Origin of the sequence: Peterkaempfera griseoplana (assembly GCF_001418575.1) — a bacterium.
GTDB classification, from domain to species: domain Bacteria; phylum Actinomycetota; class Actinomycetes; order Streptomycetales; family Streptomycetaceae; genus Peterkaempfera; species Peterkaempfera griseoplana.
In genome coordinates, this window is record NZ_LIQR01000121.1 from 1 (window position 1) to 17,787 (window position 17,787).

The 17,787-nt window shown below is 73.9% G+C and carries 20 protein-coding genes; 5 read left to right on the top strand and 15 right to left on the bottom strand.

Annotated elements, in window-relative coordinates; all coding sequences use genetic code 11:
• Positions 1-184 precede the first annotated feature (184 nt).
• Positions 185-1,534: a transaminase gene (locus AOK09_RS10270; RefSeq protein WP_079062911.1), complete on the top strand. Its 1,350-nt coding sequence runs from the start codon at positions 185-187 to the stop codon at positions 1,532-1,534.
• Positions 1,535-1,555: 21 nt separating this feature from the next.
• Here AOK09_RS10270 and AOK09_RS10275 read toward each other — a convergent pair whose 3' ends face one another.
• The 13 genes from AOK09_RS10275 to AOK09_RS10335 all read right to left on the bottom strand — a co-directional run bounded on the left by AOK09_RS10275 (position 1,556) and on the right by AOK09_RS10335 (position 13,601).
• Positions 1,556-1,987, bottom strand: a complete 432-nt coding sequence (locus tag AOK09_RS10275) for a multicopper oxidase domain-containing protein (protein ID WP_055586830.1) — start codon at positions 1,985-1,987, stop codon at positions 1,556-1,558.
• A gap of 257 nt (positions 1,988-2,244) precedes the next feature.
• Positions 2,245-2,871, bottom strand: coding sequence for a TetR/AcrR family transcriptional regulator (locus AOK09_RS10280; protein WP_245687217.1), 627 nt, complete (start codon positions 2,869-2,871; stop codon positions 2,245-2,247).
• Positions 2,872-3,030: 159 nt separating this feature from the next.
• The gene (locus tag AOK09_RS10285) at positions 3,031-4,164 is read right to left on the bottom strand and encodes a CU044_5270 family protein (RefSeq protein WP_055586832.1); all 1,134 of its coding nucleotides are present in this window, start codon (positions 4,162-4,164) and stop codon (positions 3,031-3,033) included.
• Positions 4,157-4,789 (bottom strand): RNA polymerase sigma factor, encoded by a 633-nt coding sequence (locus tag AOK09_RS10290; RefSeq protein WP_079062912.1) that lies wholly within the window; start codon positions 4,787-4,789, stop codon positions 4,157-4,159. The genes AOK09_RS10285 and AOK09_RS10290 overlap by 8 nt, the downstream gene beginning before the upstream one ends.
• A 240-nt stretch (positions 4,790-5,029) precedes the next feature.
• A complete protein-coding gene (locus tag AOK09_RS10295) occupies positions 5,030-5,791 on the bottom strand; it encodes an alpha/beta hydrolase (RefSeq protein ID WP_055586833.1) in 762 nt (253 codons plus the stop codon).
• Positions 5,788-6,795 carry an amidohydrolase family protein gene (locus AOK09_RS10300; RefSeq protein ID WP_217698407.1) on the bottom strand — a complete coding sequence of 336 codons (1,008 nt, stop codon included), beginning with the start codon at positions 6,793-6,795 and terminating at the stop codon, positions 5,788-5,790. The genes AOK09_RS10295 and AOK09_RS10300 overlap by 4 nt, the downstream gene beginning before the upstream one ends.
• Entirely contained in the window at positions 6,792-7,319 is a 528-nt protein-coding gene (locus AOK09_RS10305) for a 3-hydroxyanthranilate 3,4-dioxygenase (protein WP_055586834.1), read from the bottom strand. Before AOK09_RS10305 ends, AOK09_RS10300 begins: the two co-directional genes overlap by 4 nt.
• Positions 7,312-7,746 carry a RidA family protein gene (locus tag AOK09_RS10310; protein ID WP_055586835.1) on the bottom strand — a complete coding sequence of 145 codons (435 nt, stop codon included), beginning with the start codon at positions 7,744-7,746 and terminating at the stop codon, positions 7,312-7,314. The genes AOK09_RS10305 and AOK09_RS10310 overlap by 8 nt, the downstream gene beginning before the upstream one ends.
• On the bottom strand, positions 7,739-8,530 hold the full coding sequence (locus AOK09_RS10315; RefSeq protein ID WP_055586836.1) for a 2-keto-4-pentenoate hydratase: 792 nt from the start codon (positions 8,528-8,530) through the stop codon (positions 7,739-7,741). The genes AOK09_RS10310 and AOK09_RS10315 overlap by 8 nt, the downstream gene beginning before the upstream one ends.
• A gap of 23 nt (positions 8,531-8,553) precedes the next feature.
• Entirely contained in the window at positions 8,554-9,999 is a 1,446-nt protein-coding gene (locus AOK09_RS10320) for a 2-hydroxymuconic semialdehyde dehydrogenase (RefSeq protein ID WP_407675386.1), read from the bottom strand.
• Positions 10,000-10,058: 59 nt separating this feature from the next.
• Complete coding sequence (locus AOK09_RS10325) at positions 10,059-11,402, bottom strand: FAD-dependent oxidoreductase (RefSeq protein WP_055586837.1); 1,344 nt, start codon at positions 11,400-11,402, stop codon at positions 10,059-10,061.
• On the bottom strand, positions 11,399-12,694 hold the full coding sequence (kynU, locus tag AOK09_RS10330) for a kynureninase (protein WP_217698408.1): 1,296 nt from the start codon (positions 12,692-12,694) through the stop codon (positions 11,399-11,401). The genes AOK09_RS10325 and kynU overlap by 4 nt, the downstream gene beginning before the upstream one ends.
• A 22-nt stretch (positions 12,695-12,716) precedes the next feature.
• Complete coding sequence (locus AOK09_RS10335) at positions 12,717-13,601, bottom strand: tryptophan 2,3-dioxygenase (RefSeq protein WP_055586838.1); 885 nt, start codon at positions 13,599-13,601, stop codon at positions 12,717-12,719.
• 143 nt (positions 13,602-13,744) lie between these two features.
• Between AOK09_RS10335 and AOK09_RS10340 the strand changes: the two genes are divergently transcribed.
• Complete coding sequence (locus AOK09_RS10340; RefSeq protein ID WP_055586839.1) at positions 13,745-14,191, top strand: Lrp/AsnC family transcriptional regulator; 447 nt, start codon at positions 13,745-13,747, stop codon at positions 14,189-14,191.
• 102 nt (positions 14,192-14,293) lie between these two features.
• Positions 14,294-14,437: a hypothetical protein gene (locus tag AOK09_RS40025; RefSeq protein WP_157875850.1), complete on the top strand. Its 144-nt coding sequence runs from the start codon at positions 14,294-14,296 to the stop codon at positions 14,435-14,437.
• Positions 14,438-14,481: 44 nt separating this feature from the next.
• On the opposite strand, the gene AOK09_RS10345 is transcribed toward AOK09_RS40025, so the two are convergent.
• Positions 14,482-15,405, bottom strand: coding sequence for a carbohydrate kinase family protein (locus tag AOK09_RS10345; protein WP_245687220.1), 924 nt, complete (start codon positions 15,403-15,405; stop codon positions 14,482-14,484).
• A 195-nt stretch (positions 15,406-15,600) separates the two neighbouring features.
• Here AOK09_RS10345 and AOK09_RS10350 point away from each other — a divergent pair, with 195 nt between their 5' ends.
• On the top strand, positions 15,601-16,791 hold the full coding sequence (locus AOK09_RS10350) for a 4-hydroxybenzoate 3-monooxygenase (RefSeq protein WP_245687221.1): 1,191 nt from the start codon (positions 15,601-15,603) through the stop codon (positions 16,789-16,791).
• A gap of 13 nt (positions 16,792-16,804) precedes the next feature.
• Here AOK09_RS10350 and AOK09_RS10355 read toward each other — a convergent pair whose 3' ends face one another.
• The gene (locus AOK09_RS10355) at positions 16,805-17,338 is read right to left on the bottom strand and encodes a hypothetical protein (RefSeq protein ID WP_055586842.1); all 534 of its coding nucleotides are present in this window, start codon (positions 17,336-17,338) and stop codon (positions 16,805-16,807) included.
• Between the two features lie 215 nt (positions 17,339-17,553).
• Between AOK09_RS10355 and AOK09_RS10360 the strand changes: the two genes are divergently transcribed.
• Complete coding sequence (locus AOK09_RS10360) at positions 17,554-17,742, top strand: hypothetical protein (protein ID WP_157875851.1); 189 nt, start codon at positions 17,554-17,556, stop codon at positions 17,740-17,742.
• Positions 17,743-17,787: the final 45 nt, after the last annotated feature.

The following is a 17,787-nucleotide window of genomic DNA, read 5'->3' on the forward strand; positions in this document are numbered from 1 at the left end:
GGGGAGTGGGGCGGGGTGGAGGCGGCCTGGCGGTGATCGCCGCCGCAGGTTTCCCGTTCGCTCATCCCGACAAGAAGGCGACTGAATCGATCGTTGACCTGATTGAATCAGTCGCTGAACCTTGCCTTCGCGCACTATTCGCGTCTACCGTCGGTGCAGCCCACGGACCTGAGAAGAGACCCCCATGGACCGAGCCCGTCTGTCCCACCTGCTGGCCCGCGAGAGCGCCGAGGCCGAGCGCCGCAACCCGCGCTCCAGGGCCGCCTATGAGAGCGCGGGCCACCTCTTCGGCCGGGTGCCGATGACCTGGATGAACAAGACCGCCGCCGGCGCCTTCCCGCGCTATCTGGACACCGCGCGGGGAGCCCGGATCACCGACATCGACGGCCATGAGTACATCGACTTCTGCCTCGGCGACACCGGTGCCATGGCGGGCCACTCCCCGGCCGTCGTCGCCGAGGCGGTGCAGCGGCGGTTCACCGCCCTCGGCGGAGCGACCGCGATGCTGCCCACCGAGGACGCGGAGTGGGTGGGCGCCGAACTGACCCGCCGCTTCGGCCTCGCCCGCTGGAGCTTCTCGCTGACCGCGACCGACGCCAACCGCTGGGCGATCCGCCTCGCCCGCGCCGTCACCGGCCGCCCCAAGATCCTGGTGAACAGCTACAGCTACCACGGCAGTGTCGACGAGTCGCTGATCGTGGTCGGGCCCGACGGCGAGGGCGTCGCCCGCCCGGGCAACGTCGGCGCACCCTGCGACGTCACCCTGACCAGCCGGGTCGCCGAGTTCAACGACCTGGCGCAGCTGGAACGGGAGCTGGCCCACGGCGACGTCGCCGCGGTGCTGATGGAGCCGGCGCTCACCAACATCGGCATCGTGCTGCCCGAGCCCGGATATCTGGCGGGCGTCAAGGAGCTGACGAGCCGTCATGGCGTCCTGCTGATCAACGACGAGACCCACACCTTCTCCGCCGGTCCCGGCGGCTGCACCGCGGCCTGGGGTCTGGAACCGGACATGCTGACCATCGGCAAGGCCATCGGCGGCGGCATCCCGGCCGGTGCGTACGGCCTCTCCGAGGAACTGGCCGACCGGCTGCTCGGACGGGCGGACCTGGACCTGGTGGACATGGGCGGCGTCGGCGGGACGCTGGCCGGCAACGCGCTCTCCGTCGCCGCGATGCGCGCCACCCTGGAGCACGTCCTCACCGAGGAGGCGTTCGCCGGGATGGCCGCCCTCGCCGAACGGTTCGAAGCCGGGGTGCGCGCCGCGATCGACGCCCATGGGATGCCCTGGTCGGTGAGCCGGCTCGGCGCCCGCGCCGAGTACCGCTTCGCCTCCCCGGCGCCGCGGACCGGCTCGGAGTCCGCGGCGGCGGCCGACGCCGAGCTGGAGGACTACCTCCATCTCTTCCTGGCCAACCGGGGCATCCTGCTGACCCCGTTCCACAACATGGCCCTGATGTGCCCCGACACCACCGCGCAGGACGTCGACGTCCACACCGAGGTGTTCACCGCGGCCCTCGCCGAACTGGCGTGACCGCGGCCGGGGCGCGAGTCCTCAGGGGACGATCTCCAGCACCGCCATCATCCCCTTGTCCTCGTGGTTGAGGATGTGGCAGTGCAGCACGGTCCGGCCGGTGTGGTCGGTGAACGGGATGCGGATGACGACCCGGCCCCCGGCCGGCACGTTCACGACGTCCTGCCGGCCGTGGCTGTGCTCCGGCCGGCCGTTGGTGCTCATCACCTGGAACTGGTCGGTGTGCACATGGAGGGAGTGCTCCTCGTCGCTGTCGTTGCGGACGGTCCACTCCTCCACGGTGTTCAGCTTCGCCCTGACGTCCACCCGGTTCATGTCGAACTGCCTGCCGTTGACGAAGTACCGGTCCGCCGCGGCGTCCTCGCTGAAGACGACGGTGCGCCGCGCGGCGACGGCGGCGCGACTCAGGTCGTCGGAGGGGGCGAAGGCCGCGGGCAGCGCCGCCGGCCGCATCGGCGGCCCCGTGGTGACCAGGGTGGCCAGGGTCGCCCGGGGGAACCGTGCGGCTGCGCCGGACGGACGATGCGGTACGGGGGACGGCCCACTCGCCCTGCCGGGAGGCCGCCCCCCACGCCCATCACAGCCGGGACGCCGGACCCCCGCAACCAGGAACGGCCGATCAGGCGTCCGCCGTCGGCGACCGGCCCGCCCGCGACGCCGTCCATGGCGGACCGGGCGCCGACGGCGGCGCGGCCCCTCGCGGCCGGGCGTCAGCTGGAGGTGAGCCGGACGCCGACGAGCCTGGTGAGGAAGCGGTCGACCTGCTCCTCCAGCGGCGGCCAGGGCGCGTCCGGCTGGTTGACCCGCAGGGAGACGGTGCCGTGGACGGCGGCCCTCAGGTCGAGCGAGACCGCGGCCGCGTCGTCCGCGGGGGCGAGGCCGGCGTCCATGCAGCGCTGCACCGCGGCGGTGGTGCTGACGGCGAAGTCGTGCTTGAAGGGCATCCCCGTGCGCCGGTTGAGGGCGCTCTCATGGAGCACCTTGTACAGGCCCGGGTGCTCATGGGCCCAGGCCCCGAGCAGCAGCGTCCGGGCGCGTAGTGCGGCCACCGGGTCGGCGGCCGAGTCCTCGGCGTGGGCGACGGCGCTCATCAGGTCGGCGTGGCACCGTTCCAGGGCGGCCAGCACCAGGGCGTCGCGATCGGCGAAGTGGATGTAGACCGAGGTCGCGGCGATACCGATCTCGCGTGCCACCGCACGCAGCGACAGCGAGGCGTCGTCGCCGAGCTCCTCCAGCAGCCGGAGGGCGGTGGAGACGATCTCCTCGCGGAGCCTTTCGCCCTGGCCCCGCGGATTGCGGCCACGGGCTCCGGCGCGGGTCGAGGGGGTGGCGTCCATGGAGCGCATTCTAGGGGGCGCCGCCGACGGCTCCGGCGGCGCTCATCGGCCGGCGGCGGAGCGCAGGACGCAGGTCCGGCCGGGCGCCGCGGCGGCGCCCGGCACCCCCCCCGGAAGGGCGGCGGACGCGGCCTGCGGGGCAGCTGGCCGGACGGTGCGTCAGCTGCGCGGGGCGGCGGCAGGCGGGGCCTGGTCGGTCCAGGCCCCGCCGAGCGCTGCGCTGCTCTGCCCCGCGGGCGTCGCCGGGTTCTTCTGGCCGGAGAGCACCTGCCCCGTGCGGGTGTCCACGACGAGACGGATGCCGGCGCCCTCGGCCACCAGCAGCTGGGTACCCGCGCGCCCCAGCGGATCGGTGGCCGGTCCGAGGCTGCGCACCTGTGCCTGCGCCGCCAGCAGCCGGTAGGCCGTCGCCCGGGTGGCCGGGCTGACCGGCCAGGAGGTCAGCAGGTCCACCAAGCCCCCCCACAGCTCCGGGTGAAGCACCTTCGGGCCGGAGGCCCCCGGCAGGGGGATCTTCTCGCCGGCTGCGGAGCACGCCCGCAGTCTGGCCGACAGCGCCTCCCCGCCGGCCGGCAGCGCCAGGGACCCGGCCGGGCTGAAGCTGCAGCCGCCGAAGTTGATCACGGCGGGGGCGTGGGGCAACAGCGGGTGCGCGGTGAGCGCACCCCGCCTGGCGCTGAGGGTCATCGCGGCTCCCTCACTGGAGGCCGGCACGGTGAAGGTCTCCGGCGAACCCGCCTGACGCCACTTCCGCAGGTCGGCCGCGGTCGCCGGAGCTGCACCGAGGTCCTGGGTGCCGAACCAGGAACGGCTGCCGTCCCTGCTCACCCATGTCTCCAGCAGGGTCCTGGCCACCACCCGGTAGCCGCCCGTCACCGGCCAGGTCCGCTGGTCGATGCTGCGCTGGGTCCAGTACGCGCCGGAGGCGGCCGGGCTGTGCGCCACCACGTCGGCGGCGGCCAGCAGCACCGAACGGCCGTCGAGGGCGGAGCCGCCGGGGGTGCCGGCCGGGGCGGTCTTGCCGCTCCCCGGTACGAGCGCGGAGGGGCCGCGGGTGGACGGGCCGCCCCCGCCCGGCATCGCGACCGCGACGGCCACCACCGTCGCCGCCGCGGCTCCCGCGAGACTCCACAGCAGCGGGCGGCGCACCGGCCGCGGCACCCGGGCCGGCCGCGGCGACGGGGCGGTGGCGGCGGCCCGCAGCAGCGCGGCGCGGCCGCGCTCCACGGCCGCCGGGGTCGGCTCGGCCGAGGGGCCGGTGAGGGCGTCCGCGATCAGGGTGAGCTCATCCATGGGGGTCCTCCGTGTGCTTGCGGGTGGTGGGAGCGGGGTGCGCATCCGTGGCCTCCAGCAGCCGCCGCACCTTCGCCCGGGCCCGGTTCATCCGGGAGCCGACCGTGCCGGCCGGGATGCCCAGGGCGTCGGCGACCTCGGCGTAGCCGAGTCCGGCGACCGCGACCAGCAGCAGCACATCGCGGTCGCCGCGGCCGAGGGAGCCGAGGGCCGTGCCGAGCTGGGGCCGCAGACGCTGTGCGGCGACCTTGTCGGCGACGGTGTCCTCGAAGCCGCTCTCGGCTTCCACCCCCGCACGGAGACGGGCCAGGCGGCGGCGCTCGGTGCGGCCGTGCCGGCCGACGAGGTTGGTGGCGATCCCGAACAACCAGGGGCGGACCTGGCCCCGGCGGGGGTCGAAGCGCCCCCGGTCCCGAAAGGCCGTCAGAAACACCTCGGCGGCGACGTCCTCGGCCGCATCCGGCCCGAGTCGTGCGGCGACGTACCGGTGAACGGCCCGGTAGTGCACGTCGTAGACGAGCGCGAAGCGCTCCGGCTCGCCGATGGACGCCTCGACCGCCGCCTGCACGTCGGCCGCCTGGGCCGCTGCGCGGGTGGGGTCGCGAGGGTCAGCCGGTGCCGTCATCGGCGCCCCCTGCTCGCTGGTACGGGAACTGGTCACACTCGTACTTCGCCGCAGGGCGCATTCTTCTTCACGGGTGTGCGGCGGCAGGGCGGGCGGGCTCCGGCGTCCACGCGCGACCGTGCGGCGCCCGGCTCCGGCCGCGGAGGGGCGGCCACGGCCGGCCGCTGAACAGCTGCGCCGTCCGGCGGCCGCAGACCTCGGCCGCCGGACGGCGCAGCAGTACGTCGAGAGGACGCCCCGTCAGTCGCTCAGGGAGGCCAGCGCGTCGAGCACCGCCTCCCAGGCCTCACTCAGCGGGTCGATCAGGGCGAAGTGGCCGGCGCCCGGCAGCGTCACCAGCCGGGCGGCCGGGTGCGCGGCCGCGTAGGACTCAGCGACGGCGAGCGGGACGATGCCGTCGTCCACGCCGTGCAGGACCACCACCGGCGTGGCCGGAGCGGCGAGTCGCACCGGGTCCAGGTCGCGGCTGTCCTCCGGCGGACCGCCGAGGAAGTCGGCCACCGCGCCGCCGTCCAGGTCCAGCCGGTACGCCAGCTCCAGGTCCGCCACCGGGGCGAGGGCCAGGGTCCCCGCCAGCCGGGGGGCGGGCGCCGCCGCCGCCGACCACAGGGCCAGATGGCCCCCCGCGGAGTGCCCCACCACCACCGTGGAGCCGTTGTGCAGGCCCTGGTGCCACCCGGTGCCCGACGACGCGGGGACGGCGGCCACCGCCATGGCGATGTCACCCACCGTCAGCTCCGGGTGTCCCGGGCGGCGCCGGTACTCCACGGAGACCACCGTCCACCCGGCGTCGCGCAGTGCGGCCCCCAGCGGTCGCAGATGCACCCGGTCGTAGTCGGGCCGCCAGAATCCGCCGTGCACCAGGACCACCAGCGGCCGCTGCGCCGCCCGGGCACCGCCCGGCCAGGCGTCGGCGACCTGGTCGGGGCCGGGCCCGTAACGCAGCGTCAGATCCGGTCCGGGGGTGAGCCGGCCGAGTACCGACCGGTCCTCCCCGTTCACGCCCGCCCCAGGAAGCGCAGGGCGTTGCCGGACAGCAGCTTGTCCCGTTGCTTGTCGGAGAGGAAGTCGGACTCCTGGACCACCTGCCCCACCGGACGCTCGCCCAGCGGATACGGATAGTCGCTGCCCAGGACCACCTGGTCCTCGCCGAAGGTGTCCACCAGCAGCCTGAGCGCCGAGGGTTCGAAGACCACGGAGTCCACCAGGAACCGGTCGGTGTAGTGGCTCGGAGGGTGCTCCGAACAGCCGCGTACCAGGTCGCCGCGCCGCCACCAGGCGTTGTCGGCGCGCCCCAGCCAGAACGGGAAGCTGCCGCCGCCGTGGGCGAAGCACAACCGCAGCGTCTCCGGCACCCGGTCGAGGACCCCGCCGAGGATCAGGGCGAGGATCGACAGATGCGTCTCGGCGGGCATCCCGGTGAGCCAGCGCGCCATCCAGCGGTCCAGCCGCGGCCCGACGGGCATGTCCCAGGGGTGGACGAAGACCGGTGCGCCGACGGCTGCGCAGTGCTGCAGAAAGGTGACGACGCCCTCGTCGTCGAGGTCGCGGTCGCCGACGTGGTTGCCGATCTCCACACCCGCGTGGCCCGCGGCCAGGCAGCGGTCGAGTTCGGCGCAGGCGGCGTCCGGGTCCTGCAGCGGGACCTGGCAGAACGGGACGAGCCGTTCGCCGCCGGCCGCGACGGTCTCCAGGGTCAGGTCGTTGAAGATCCGGGCGACCTTGACGGCCTGGTCGGCAGGCCGGTCGTAGCCGAAGAACACGGGGGTGGGCGAGACCACCTGGATGTCGACGCCGTCCTCGTCCATGTCGGTCAGCCGGGCGGCGGGATCCCAGCACTCGGCGCCGATCGGCCGGAACTCGTTCTCACCGACCATGATCATGGCGTGCCGCTCGGAGTCGATCCGCAGCCACGGCCAGCCGGTGCCGCCGCAGGCCGCGGACAGCTCCGGCCAGCCCCGGGGGACCAGATGGGTGTGGACGTCCACGACCGGACGGCCGTTCACCGTCCCCTGCCCGGGTGCAGCGCGCCGCAGTCGCCGCAGGTGCGCGCGGCGGTGTCGTCGTAGAAGGCCGTGAAGACCGGCGGCAGGTCGGCGACGATGTCCCGGACCTGGAGTTCCACCTCGTGCACCAGGGCGTTGCACCGCGGGCAGTACCACTGGAACTTCTCAAGGGTGCCCTCCTCGCGGACCCGCTCGATCACCAGGCCGATGGAGTCGGGGTCGGGCCGCTGCGGGGAGTGCGGCGTGTTCCCGGGCAGCACCCACATCTGGCCCTCGCGGATGTGCACGCTGCGCGGCCCGTCCGGCGTCATCAGGTCGACCTGGATGTCGCCCTTGACCTGGTAGAAGAACTCCTCGTACGGGTCGACGTGGAAGTCGGTGCGCTGGTTGGGGCCGCCCACCACCTGGACGATGAAGTCGGAACCGGTGGGGAACATCTGCCGGTTGTTGACCGGGGGCTTCAGCAGATGGCGGTTCTCCTCGATCCAGCCCGGGAAGCTCACCGGCTCGCCGATCTCACTCATGGTCTCCTCGTCCTTCCTGCCGCAGTGCGGCGACGGCCTGGATCTCGATCAGCAGATGGGGGTGCGGCAGCTGGTGGACGGCGACGGTGGTGCGGGTGGGGCCGGTCTCGTCGAAGTACTCGCCGTACACCTCGTTGTAGCCGCCGAAGTCGTTCATGTTGACCAGATAGCTGGTGACCTGGACCAGGTCGCCGAGGTCCGCGCCGACCTCGCGCAGCAGGTCGCGGATGTTCTCGATGACCGCCCGGGTCTGCACCCGGATGTCCAGCGCGGTGGTGCCCATGGCGTCGACCCGGGCACCCGCGATGGAGTTGTCCGGCAGGCGGCTGCTGGTGCCCGACACGAACACCAGCCCCCCGGCCACCTTGACGTGCGGAAACCGCCCCCGGGGGGTGGCCTTGCCGGCCACCGTCCTGGCCTCAGCCACGGCCGCCCCCCTCCTCGGGCAGCGTCCGCAGGGAGGCGGTTCCGAGTCCGTCCACCACGGCCCGCACCACGGCCCCGGCCGGCAGCGGCACGGCGGCGGTGGCGGCGCCCGCCAGCAGCACCCAGCCCTTGCGCAGCCGCACCCCGTGGCGTGCGGCCAGCCGTACCGCCTCGTCGAAGGCGTTACGGGGATCGCCCAGGATCGCGGCCGTGGAGCCGCTCTCCACGACCTCCCCGCCGATCTCCAGCCGGACGGCCAGATCCGCGAGCCCCGCCGGCGGCTGCCGCCACGGCCCGATCGCATAGCCGGACGCCGAGGTGTTGTCCGCGATGACGTCGGGGAGCGAGAAGCGGAAGTCCGCATAGCGGGAGTCGATCAGTTCCAGGGCGGGGGCCACCGCCTCCACCGAGGAGGCGAAGTCGTCGCCCTCCGCCACGTCACGGCCCATCAGGAAGGCCACCTCGGGCTCCACCCGGGGGTGGATCAGGCCCGCGACGTCCACCGGGCCGCCGTCGGTGATCTCCATGGCGTCGGTCAGCCGCCCCCAGATCACCTCGTCGACGCCCATCTGGGCCATCTTGGCGCGGCTGGTCAGCCCCATCTTCAGCCCGGTGAGCCGCTCGCCGCGCGCCAGCCGCCGGGCCAGCAGCGCGGCCTGGACGGCATAGCCGTCGTCCGCCGACGCCCCGGCCGCCGAGACCACCTGGGGGATCGCGGTGCCGCCGAGGGCGGCCTCGTCCAGCCGGGCGGCGAGCCCGGCCACCTCATCGTCGTGCAGCGCCATGGGGGAGAGCCTTTCGGGGGTCGTCACAGCTGAACGCAGACATTGGTCAACTCGGTGTAGAAGCCCAGCGAGTGCACACCGCCCTCGCGGCCCACCCCCGACGCCTTCATCCCGCCGAAGGGGGTGCGCAGGTCACGCAGGAACCAGGTGTTGACCCACACCAGTCCCGCGTCCAGGGCCGCCCCCGCCCGGTGGGCCCGTCCCACGTCCCTGGTCCACACGGTCGCCGCCAGCCCGTAGTCGCTGTCGTTGGCCAGCGCGAACGCCTCGTCCTCGTCGTCGAACGGCGCGATGTGGCAGACCGGGCCGAAGATCTCCTCCCGGTTGGTACGGGCCTGCGGGCCCAGACCGGTCAGCACCGTCGGCTGTACGTACCAGCCCCCGTCGCGGGCGTCGCCGAACTCCGGCACGCCCCCGCCGGCCAGCACGGTGGCGCCCTCGGCGCGCGCCAGTGCGTAGTGGGCGAGCACCTTCTCGCGGTGCTGACGGGAGATCAGCGGGATGTTGGCGGTGGCCTCGTCGGACGGCCAGCCGAACGCCAGCTCCTCGGCCCGTTTCGCCAGCCGCCGGGTGAACTCCTCGAAGACCGGCCGCTGCACAAGGAGCCGCTCGGTGCACAGGCACACCTGGCCGCCGTTGGTGAAGGAGGAGCGCACCGAGCCCTCGACGGCCGCGTCCAGGTCCGCGTCGGCGAACACCAGCCCGGCGTTCTTGCCGCCCAGTTCGAAGGAGACGGCCTTCACCCCGTCGGCGGCGGCCCGGCCGATGGCGCTGCCGGTGGCCGACTCGCCGGTGAAGGTGATGGCGTCCACGCCGGGGTGGCGGGTCAGGAACTCACCCGCGGAGTCCGGCCCGAAACCGTGCACCAGGTTGAACACACCGTCGGGCACCCCGGCCGCGGCCATCACCTCGGCCAGCAGCGTCGCGGAGGAGGGCGTCTCCTCCGACGGCTTGACCACCACGGTGTTGCCGCAGGCCAGTGCGGGCGCGACCTTCCACGTCAGCAGCAGCAGCGGCAGGTTCCAGGGCACGATGACCGCGACCACCCCGACCGGCTTGCGCACCGCGTAGTTCAGCGCCCGGCCGCCGTCCGCGGTGACGGTGGTGAACGACTCCGTGGGGGCGCCGGCGGCGATGTCGGCGAAGGCCCGGAAGTTGGCCGCGCCGCGCGGCACATCGAGCGTACGGGCCTGGGTGACCGACTTGCCGGTGTCGCCGATCTCGGCGGCCACCACGTCCTCGAAGCGGCGCTCCAGCTCGTCCGCGACCCTGCGCAGCACCACCGCGCGCTGCTGCTCGCCCATCCGGCCCCAGGGGCCGCGCAGCGCCGCGCGGGCGGCGTCCACCGCGGCGTCCACGGCGGCGGCGTCGGCCTCGGCGACCTCGAAGAGGACCTCCCCGGTGACCGGGCTGGACTTGGTGAAGGTCCGCCCGGAGCCGGTGAACGCGCCGCCGATGTAGTGGCGCAGCAAACCCGGCTCACCGTCCGGGCGGCCCGCCAGCAGCCCCGGATGCCACAGTCCCCTGGTCACGGCTTCCTCCTGATCAGTCGTCCGCCGACGGCCAGGCCGGCCGCCAGCACCGCCGCGGTCCCGCCCAGCGCCCGCTGCTGCCGCCGCACCCGGCGCTGCACCTGCGCGTACGGGACGGTGGAGAAGGAGACCAGCTCGTACCGCGACACAAAGCGGCCGGGCAGCGCCCGCTCCAGCGCGTGCTCGACGGTCTTGACGAACCGGAACACCGGCGAGGCGACCTTGTCCCGCATCTCCACGAAGTTCGCCAGCGCCATCTCGGCGATCGCGTCGGTGTTCTCCTTGCGTCGCCGCTCGAAGAGCGGCAGCGCACGTCCCCAGTCGCCGGCGGTCTCGGTCAGGCAGCGGTCCAGCTCGACCACGTCCTCGAACCCGCAGTTGGCGCCCTGGCCGTAGAACGGCACGATGGCGTGGGCGGCGTCGCCGAGCAGGGCGACCCGGCCCTCCACCTGCCAGGGGGAGCAGCGCACCGTGCCCAGCCGGCCGACCGGATTGGCCAGGTAGTCGTCGACCAGGTCCGGGGCCAGGGGCACCACATCGGGGTAGTGGGTGCGGAAGTGGTCCTCGATCTCGGCCGGTGTGCGCAGTGCGGCGAAGCCGGCCGGTCCCTCGGTGGGCCAGAACATGGTGCAGGTGAACGACCGGTCCGGGTTGGGCAGGGCGATCATCATCGAGGTGCCGCGCGGCCAGATGTGCAGCGCCCCGGGGTCCAGGGCGAACTCGCCGTCCACCGCGGGGACGGTCAGCTCCTTGTAGCCGTAGTCCAGCCAGTCGGTGCTCTCCCGGGTGCCGTGGTGCGCCGCCAGCTCCCCGCGTACCGCGGAGCCCGCACCGTCGGCGCCGAGCACCACCGGGGCGGTCACCCGTACCTCGCCCTCCGGGGTCTCGAACGCCATCTCCCCGGTGCGCGGGTCCAGCCGGGTCAGCCGGTGGCCGAAGCGGACGGTGACGCCGGGCGCCGCCTCGGCGGCGGCCAGCAGGGCGTTGTTCAGCGCGCCCCGGCTGATGGAGTTGATGGCCCGTCTGCCGTCATGGCTGTACTGCTGGAAGTCCAGCTGCCCGGCCACGGGGTGGATCATCCGCCCCCGCATCGGCAGGGCGTCCGCCATGACCTGCTCCTCCAGGCCGATCCTGCGCAGGGCGTCCAGTCCGCGCTCGGAGAGCGCCAGATTGATGGACCGGCCCCGCTCGGGACTTCCGGCGCGGGGGTCCGGACGGCGTTCGTACAGGTCGACCCGGTAGCCCGCGCGCGCCAGGTAGCAGGCCAGCAGACAGCCCGCCAGCCCTGCTCCGACGACGGCGACCGGATCCTTCTCCCGGTGCCCGTGCCCGGTCGTCATACGTCCTCCGCCATGGTCCGGGCCAGCGCGTCCACCGCGCGCCAGCAGTCGTGGAACGTCGAGTAGAGCGGGACCGGGGCCATCCTGACGATGTCCGGCCGGCGGACGTCGGCGACCACGCCGTGCTCGTGGCGCAGCCGCAGGGCCAGGTCGGACGCGCTGCCGCCGCCGGGCCCGATCCGCAGCGACAGCTGGGAGCCGCGGCGCCGCGGGTCCCGCGGGGTGACCAGGGTGATCGGCCGGGTGGGGGTGATCTCGTCCAGGAGCTGCTCCAGATAGCCGGTCAGCAGCAGGCTGCGCTCCCGCAGCGCGGTCATGCCGACCCGGTCGAAGAGCTCCAGCGACGTCCGTACCGGGCCCATGGCCAGGATCGGGGGGTTGGACACCTGCCAGGCGTCGGCGGTGGCCGGGGGAGCGGCGACCGGGTCCATCCGGAAGCGGCTGCCGGGGTCGGTGCTCCACCACCCCTCGAAGCGCTGGAGGTCCCGGTCGCCGAGGTGCCGCTGGTGGACGAAGGCGCCGGCGAGTGCCCCGGGGCCGGAGTTGAGGTACTTGTAGGAGCACCAGGCGGCGAAGTCGACGCCCCAGTCGTGCAGCCGCAGCGGCACATTGCCGGCCGCGTGGGCGAGGTCCCAGCCGACCAGGGCGCCCGCGGCCCGCCCGGCGGCGGTGATCGCGGGGATGTCCATCAGCTCGCCGGTGAGGTAGTTGACGCCGCCCAGCATCACCAGCGCCACGGTGTGCCCCTCGCGGGCCAGGAAGTCCTGGACGTCCTCGGTCCGCAGGGTGTCCTCGCCCGGCCGGGGCCGCAGCCGGACCACGGCGTCGTCCGGGGCCAGGCCGTGGAAACGGGCCTGGCTGCGCACCGCGTAGCTGTCAGAGGGGAAGGCGCTGTCCTCGATCACCAGGCGGACGCGTTCGCCGCGCGGACGGTAGAAGGACACCATCAGCAGATGCAGGTTGACCGTCAGGGAGTTCATCACGACGGTCTCCTCGGGCAGCGCGCCGACCAGTCGTGCGGCGGGCCCGGTGAGCAGCTCGTGGTACGGGAGCCAGGGCCGGCCGGCCTCCAGGTGGCCCTCGACGCCGAGGCGCGCCCAGTCCTCCAGGTCGGCGAGCAGTTCGGCGCGGGTCGCCCTGGGCTGCAGGCCCAGGGAGTTCCCGGCGAAGTAGGCGGTCTCGGGGTAGCGGCCGCCGTCCGCGGGCGGCACATGGAACAGGTCGCGGTGGCCGGGGTGGGCCGCGTCCAGTCGGCGGGCCTCCTCCTCGGAGGCCTTCAGCGGGGTGTCCACAGGGGGCTCTCTCTGTCTGCGTCTACATGAAGGTGCGGGCGGACCACAGCTCCGGGAAGACCTCCCGGCCCATACTCCGCTGCAGCCAGGCCAATCCGTTGGAGCCGCCGCTGCCGGGTTTCGCACCCATGGCGCGGCGTACCGCCGTCAGGTGGGCGTGGCGCCACTCCCCGAACCGCTCGGCGACCTCGGTCAGCGCCTCGCCGAGCAGCCGCAGGTGGTTGTCAGGGCCGGCGTCGCGGTAGACCTCCACCCAGGCGGCCTCGACCGCGGGGTGGACCTGGTGCTCCTGCGAGAAGTCCCGCTCCAGCAGTTCCCGGGGGATGTCGTGGCCCTGCCGGGCCAGCAGGGCGACCACGTCGTCCCAGAGGCTGGGCGCCGCCAGCGCCGTGGACAGCTCGGCGTGCACCTCGGGCTGCGGCCGGAACGGCCTGATCATAGAGGCCGTCTTCAGCCCGAGCAGGAACTCCAGATGCCGGTACATCGCGGACTGGAAGCCGGACCCCTCGCCCAACAGGTTGCGGAAGCGGTTGAAGTCGGCGGGGGTCATCCAGCGCAACGTCCGCCAGCCCGCGTTGAGCCCCTCCAGGTGGAGCCCGGCGCGGCGCAGCGGCAGCAGCGAGCCCCAGATGTCGTCCTTGCGGAGGAGTTCCTGGACCTCGCGCAGTTCGAAGCGGGTGAGCCCGAAGTAGAGCTCCATCACCTGACTGATCACCAGGAAGGACATCTCCCCGGTGTCACCGCTCAGTGGCTGCTGAAGCCGGTGCAGGTCCTCGGCGTGGACATAGGCGTCATAGGGGACCCGTCCGGTGAAGTCCAGCGTGGGCGCCCCACCCGTGGCGGCCGCCCGTTGGGCGCGCTCCCGGGCGGTCGCAGGCCGGACCTGGGGCGGCGGGATCTGCTCCATGTGTTCATCCTTCTCCTCGCTGGCACGGCCATGATGGCGCCGCGAGGCTGCGGGATGGAATACTGAATCAACGGTGATCAACCCGTCCGACCATTGGTTCGCAACGGGATTGCCGTGATCACTTTGCAATTGAAAGGCGCATCATGGACGACATGGACTGGGCGATCCTGGGGGAGCTCCAGGACGACGCCCGGCTCTCCTTCAGCGAGCTCTCCCGCAGGGTGCATCTGTCGCCGCCCGCCGTCGCGGAACGGGTGCGCCGGCTGGAGGAGTCGGGGGTGGTCACCGGCTACCACGCCCATGTGGACCCGGCCGCCACGGGCTGGGCGGTGGCCGCGTTCGTCCGGGTGGCCTGCTACGGCGCCCGCTGTGTGATGCGTGACCCCGAGGTGGCCACCTGGCCGGGCGTCCGGGAGATCCACCGGGTCACCGGCGACGTGTGCAGCATCCTCAGGGTGGAGGCGGAGTCGATGCGGGCGTTCGAGTCCCTGATCGGGCGGCTGGCCGAGTACGGTCAGCCGTCCAGCACCATGATCCTCTCCACCCAGCTGGGCTGGCGCCCCGTCACCGCGCTGCCCGCCGCGCCCTGACCGTCCCCTTCTCCGGGCTCCGGCGGTCCCTCGGCCCCCGCGGCCCGGCCGGTCCGGGGCCTCTCTGCCAACGGCACCCCCCGCACTGTCACCCCGGCCAGGGTGGTCGCTCGCCAGGGCCGCGAGGACCGCGGCTTCCACAGCGCGGCGACCGCCGACCGGGCCTGCAGCGCATCGCTGGTCCGGAACGTCAGCGAGCACGCGGGCAGCCGCCGCGTGTACGCCCTGCACACCGACGGCTCCTGAGCCTCCCGCAGCCGACCGGACGGCGCTGCCGGGAAGCGGCCGGTTCAGCCGAGCGCCGCGGCGAGCTCCACCCGGTCGGGAGGGTTGGCGCCGGGACGGGAGACCGTGAGGGCTGCGGCGGCGGCGGCCCGCCGCAGCACCCCGGTGAGCGTCGCCTCGTCCAGCCCCGGCCCGGTCCGGGCTGCCGCTCCCAGCCGTCCGAGCCCCGCCAGGGTGTCCAGCACCGCGGACATGAAGGAGTCGCCGGCCCCGACGGTGTCCACGACCTCGGTGCCCACCGCCGCAGCCAGGACCTCGCCGTCCCTGGTGTACGCCGCCGACCCCTCGCCCCCGTGCGTCACCAGGACCACCCCGGGGCCGAGGGCCAGCCAGCGGGCGGCGACCCGCCGGGGCGGCTCGCCCGGATAGAGCCACGCCAGGTCCTCGTCGCTGGCCTTCACCAGATCGCTCAGCGCCACGCACCGCTCCACCCGGGCCACCGCCTCACCGTGACCTCCGAACAGCGCGGGGCGGACGTTGGGGTCGTAGCTCACCGTCGCACCGCCGCGCAGCCGCGCCGCCACGGCCAGGGCGGCGGACGCACCCGGCTCCGTCACCGCACCGATCGACCCCAGATGGACATGCCGCACCGCCTCGGCACCGGGCACGGACACAGGGGCCAGCGTCCAGTGGACGTCGAAGTCGTAGGAGGCGCGGCCCTGGGCGTCCAGCGTCACCACGGCCTTGGGGGTGGCCGGTCCGGGTCGCGCGTCCAGCAGCAGTTCCACGCCCGCCGACCGCAGATGCTCGGCGATCATCGTACCGGCCGGATCGGACCCCAGCTGGGTGAGCAGTGTGGTGCTCCGGCCCAGCCTGGCCAGGCCGTAGGCGACATTGGCGGGGCTGCCCCCGGGGTGCGGTGCGTCGGGCTGCCCGGGAGAGCGGACGATGTCCGCCACGCACTCGCCGATCACCAGGAAGTAGCTCATGGGGTCATGCTCCCGCATCGGCTGGCGGCCCCCGGCACGAGCCGCCGGGTCCGGCGGGCGGATCCGGCGTTCCGGAAACCTGACGGGGGGCCGGTGCGTTGGAGGGGACGGGACACCGCCGGGCTGCCGAGCGCCGGGCGGTGGTGCCGCACGGTCAGGGGGAGCCGCCGCGGGGCGGGACAGGGGGAGAGATACGTGGTGTCGCAGGAGAGCACGGCTGTGCTGATCATCGGAGCGGGCCCCGCCGGGCTGGTCCTGGGGAACCTGCTGCTGGCCGCAGGCGTCGACTGCACCGTCGTCGAACGGCAGAGCCGGGCCCATGTGGAACAGCGGGCCCGGGCGGGCTTCCTGGCGGCCCACACCGTCCGGGTGCTCACCGAGCACGGCCTGGCCGACGGCCTGCACACGTACGGACAGCAGCACGACGTCTGCGCCTTCCGCACCGACGCCGGTGAGTTCCAGCTCGCCTACGGCATGCTCGGCCGCGGTGAGGCGCACACCGTCTACCCGCAGCAGGACCTGGTCCGCGACCTGGTCGCGGAGTTCCTCGCCCGCGGCGGCGACCTGCGCTTCGAGACCGCAGCGCTGCGCATCGACGGCCTGGACGGCGACCGGCCGTCGGTGGCCGCGCTCACCCCGGAGGGTTCGGAAGTCCTGTTCAGCGCCCGGTTCGTGGCCGGTTGCGACGGGCAGCACGGCATCGCCCGCAGTGCCGTGCCGCCGGGCGCCGTCCGCCGCTACCGCCGCGACCACGGCGTCTCCTGGCTGGCCCTGCTGGCGGCGGCGCCGCAGAGCATGGCCGCCGTCGCCTACGCCGTCCACCGGGACGGCTTCGCCGGCCACATGGCCCGCAGCCCCGAGGTCACCCGTTACTACCTGCAGTGCGAGCCCGGCACCGACCCGCAGAGCTGGACCCACGACCGCATCTGGGCGGAGCTGCACCACCGGATGCGCGCCGACCGGCACGGCCCGCTGCGGCAGGGCGAGATCCTGGAGCGCCGCGTGGTGGACATGCGCTCCGATGTGCTGGACCCCATCCAGTACGGCCCGTTGTTCCTGGTCGGCGACGCCGCCGGCCTGATCAGCCCTGCCGCGGCGAAGGGCGCCAATCTGGCGGTGATGGAGTCCGAGGTCCTGGCGCGCGCCCTGGCCGCCCGGCTGGGCGGCGGGGACGAGCAGTTGCTCGCCCGTTACTCCGCCGACTGCCTGCCCAGGATCTGGCGGGCCCAGGAGTTCTCACACTGGATGATCAACCTGCTGCACGGCCCGTCCGGCGACGACGACGAGGCGGTGTTCCTGCGTGCCCTCCAGCACGCTCGCCTGGAGAGCCTGCGCGACTCCCGCCGCCACCAGGACCACTTCGCCGAGAACTACGTCGGCATCTGAGCGGACGGCGGGGTCACCGCAGCGGGCCTTCCCGCTCCGCCTCGGGCACCTGCGCCTCGCCGGGGCCGGGAGCCGTAGCCTCCTGCGCCTCGCCGGGACCGGCAGCCTCCTGCGGCTCCCGGGGGCTGCGGTGCCCGCTGACGGCCGCGACGACCACGGACACCAGCACGGCTGCGGTCCCGGCGGCCAGCAGGTACTGCTCGTACGCGGCCATGCCCGAACTGCTCAGCCGGAGGCGGCCGCCGGCGAGTGCACCGCCGTGGAGGAGGAACGCCCCGGCCTGTCCGGCGACCAGGGTGCCGAGCAGCGGTACCGCGATGAAGGCGGTCCTGGCCCGCAGCCACCCGATGGTGAGGACGCCCACCGCGAACCCGGCGGGGACGGTGGGCACCGAGGCCAGCCTGTCGTCGTACCCGACCAGCCTGGAGGCGAGCCACGCACCGGCGGCGATCGCCGCCGTCGAGGCCACCAGGGTGACCAGGGTGCGCCACACGGTACCCGTGACGGTACGGCGCTGCTGACTGTCTGTCTGCTCGGTCGTCGGCATGCGGACATCATCCCGTGCCGTGCCGTCCGTGCGTCAGGGGGTGCCGTCCCGCCTTCGTGGCCGCGGAGCGGGCGCAGGGGCGCTCCGCGAGCGCGAGGAGGCCGGGCCGGAGGCCCCCCGAACCGGTGCACAAGGGCGGTCCGGTCCATTCGGCAGGGACCTTGCGGTACCAGTCCGGTGCCGTCCGGAAGCCGCTGGAAGGGACCTTCGGCACCGTGTACTTCCGGCCCCGCGGAGCAGTCGACCTCCGGTACCTCGACGACCTCCGCACCGACCGCAACGGCCACTTGGACGACCGCACCACCGCCACCGCAGACGGTACCCGGGCGGTGGGCCCCCGCTTCGACGACCTCAGCCACCACCTCGACAGCGACAAGCCGACGGACCACGTGGACGTCCGCTGACGCCACCCCCGCACCCCGCCCCCGGCCCGGTCCCGACGGCCCGCG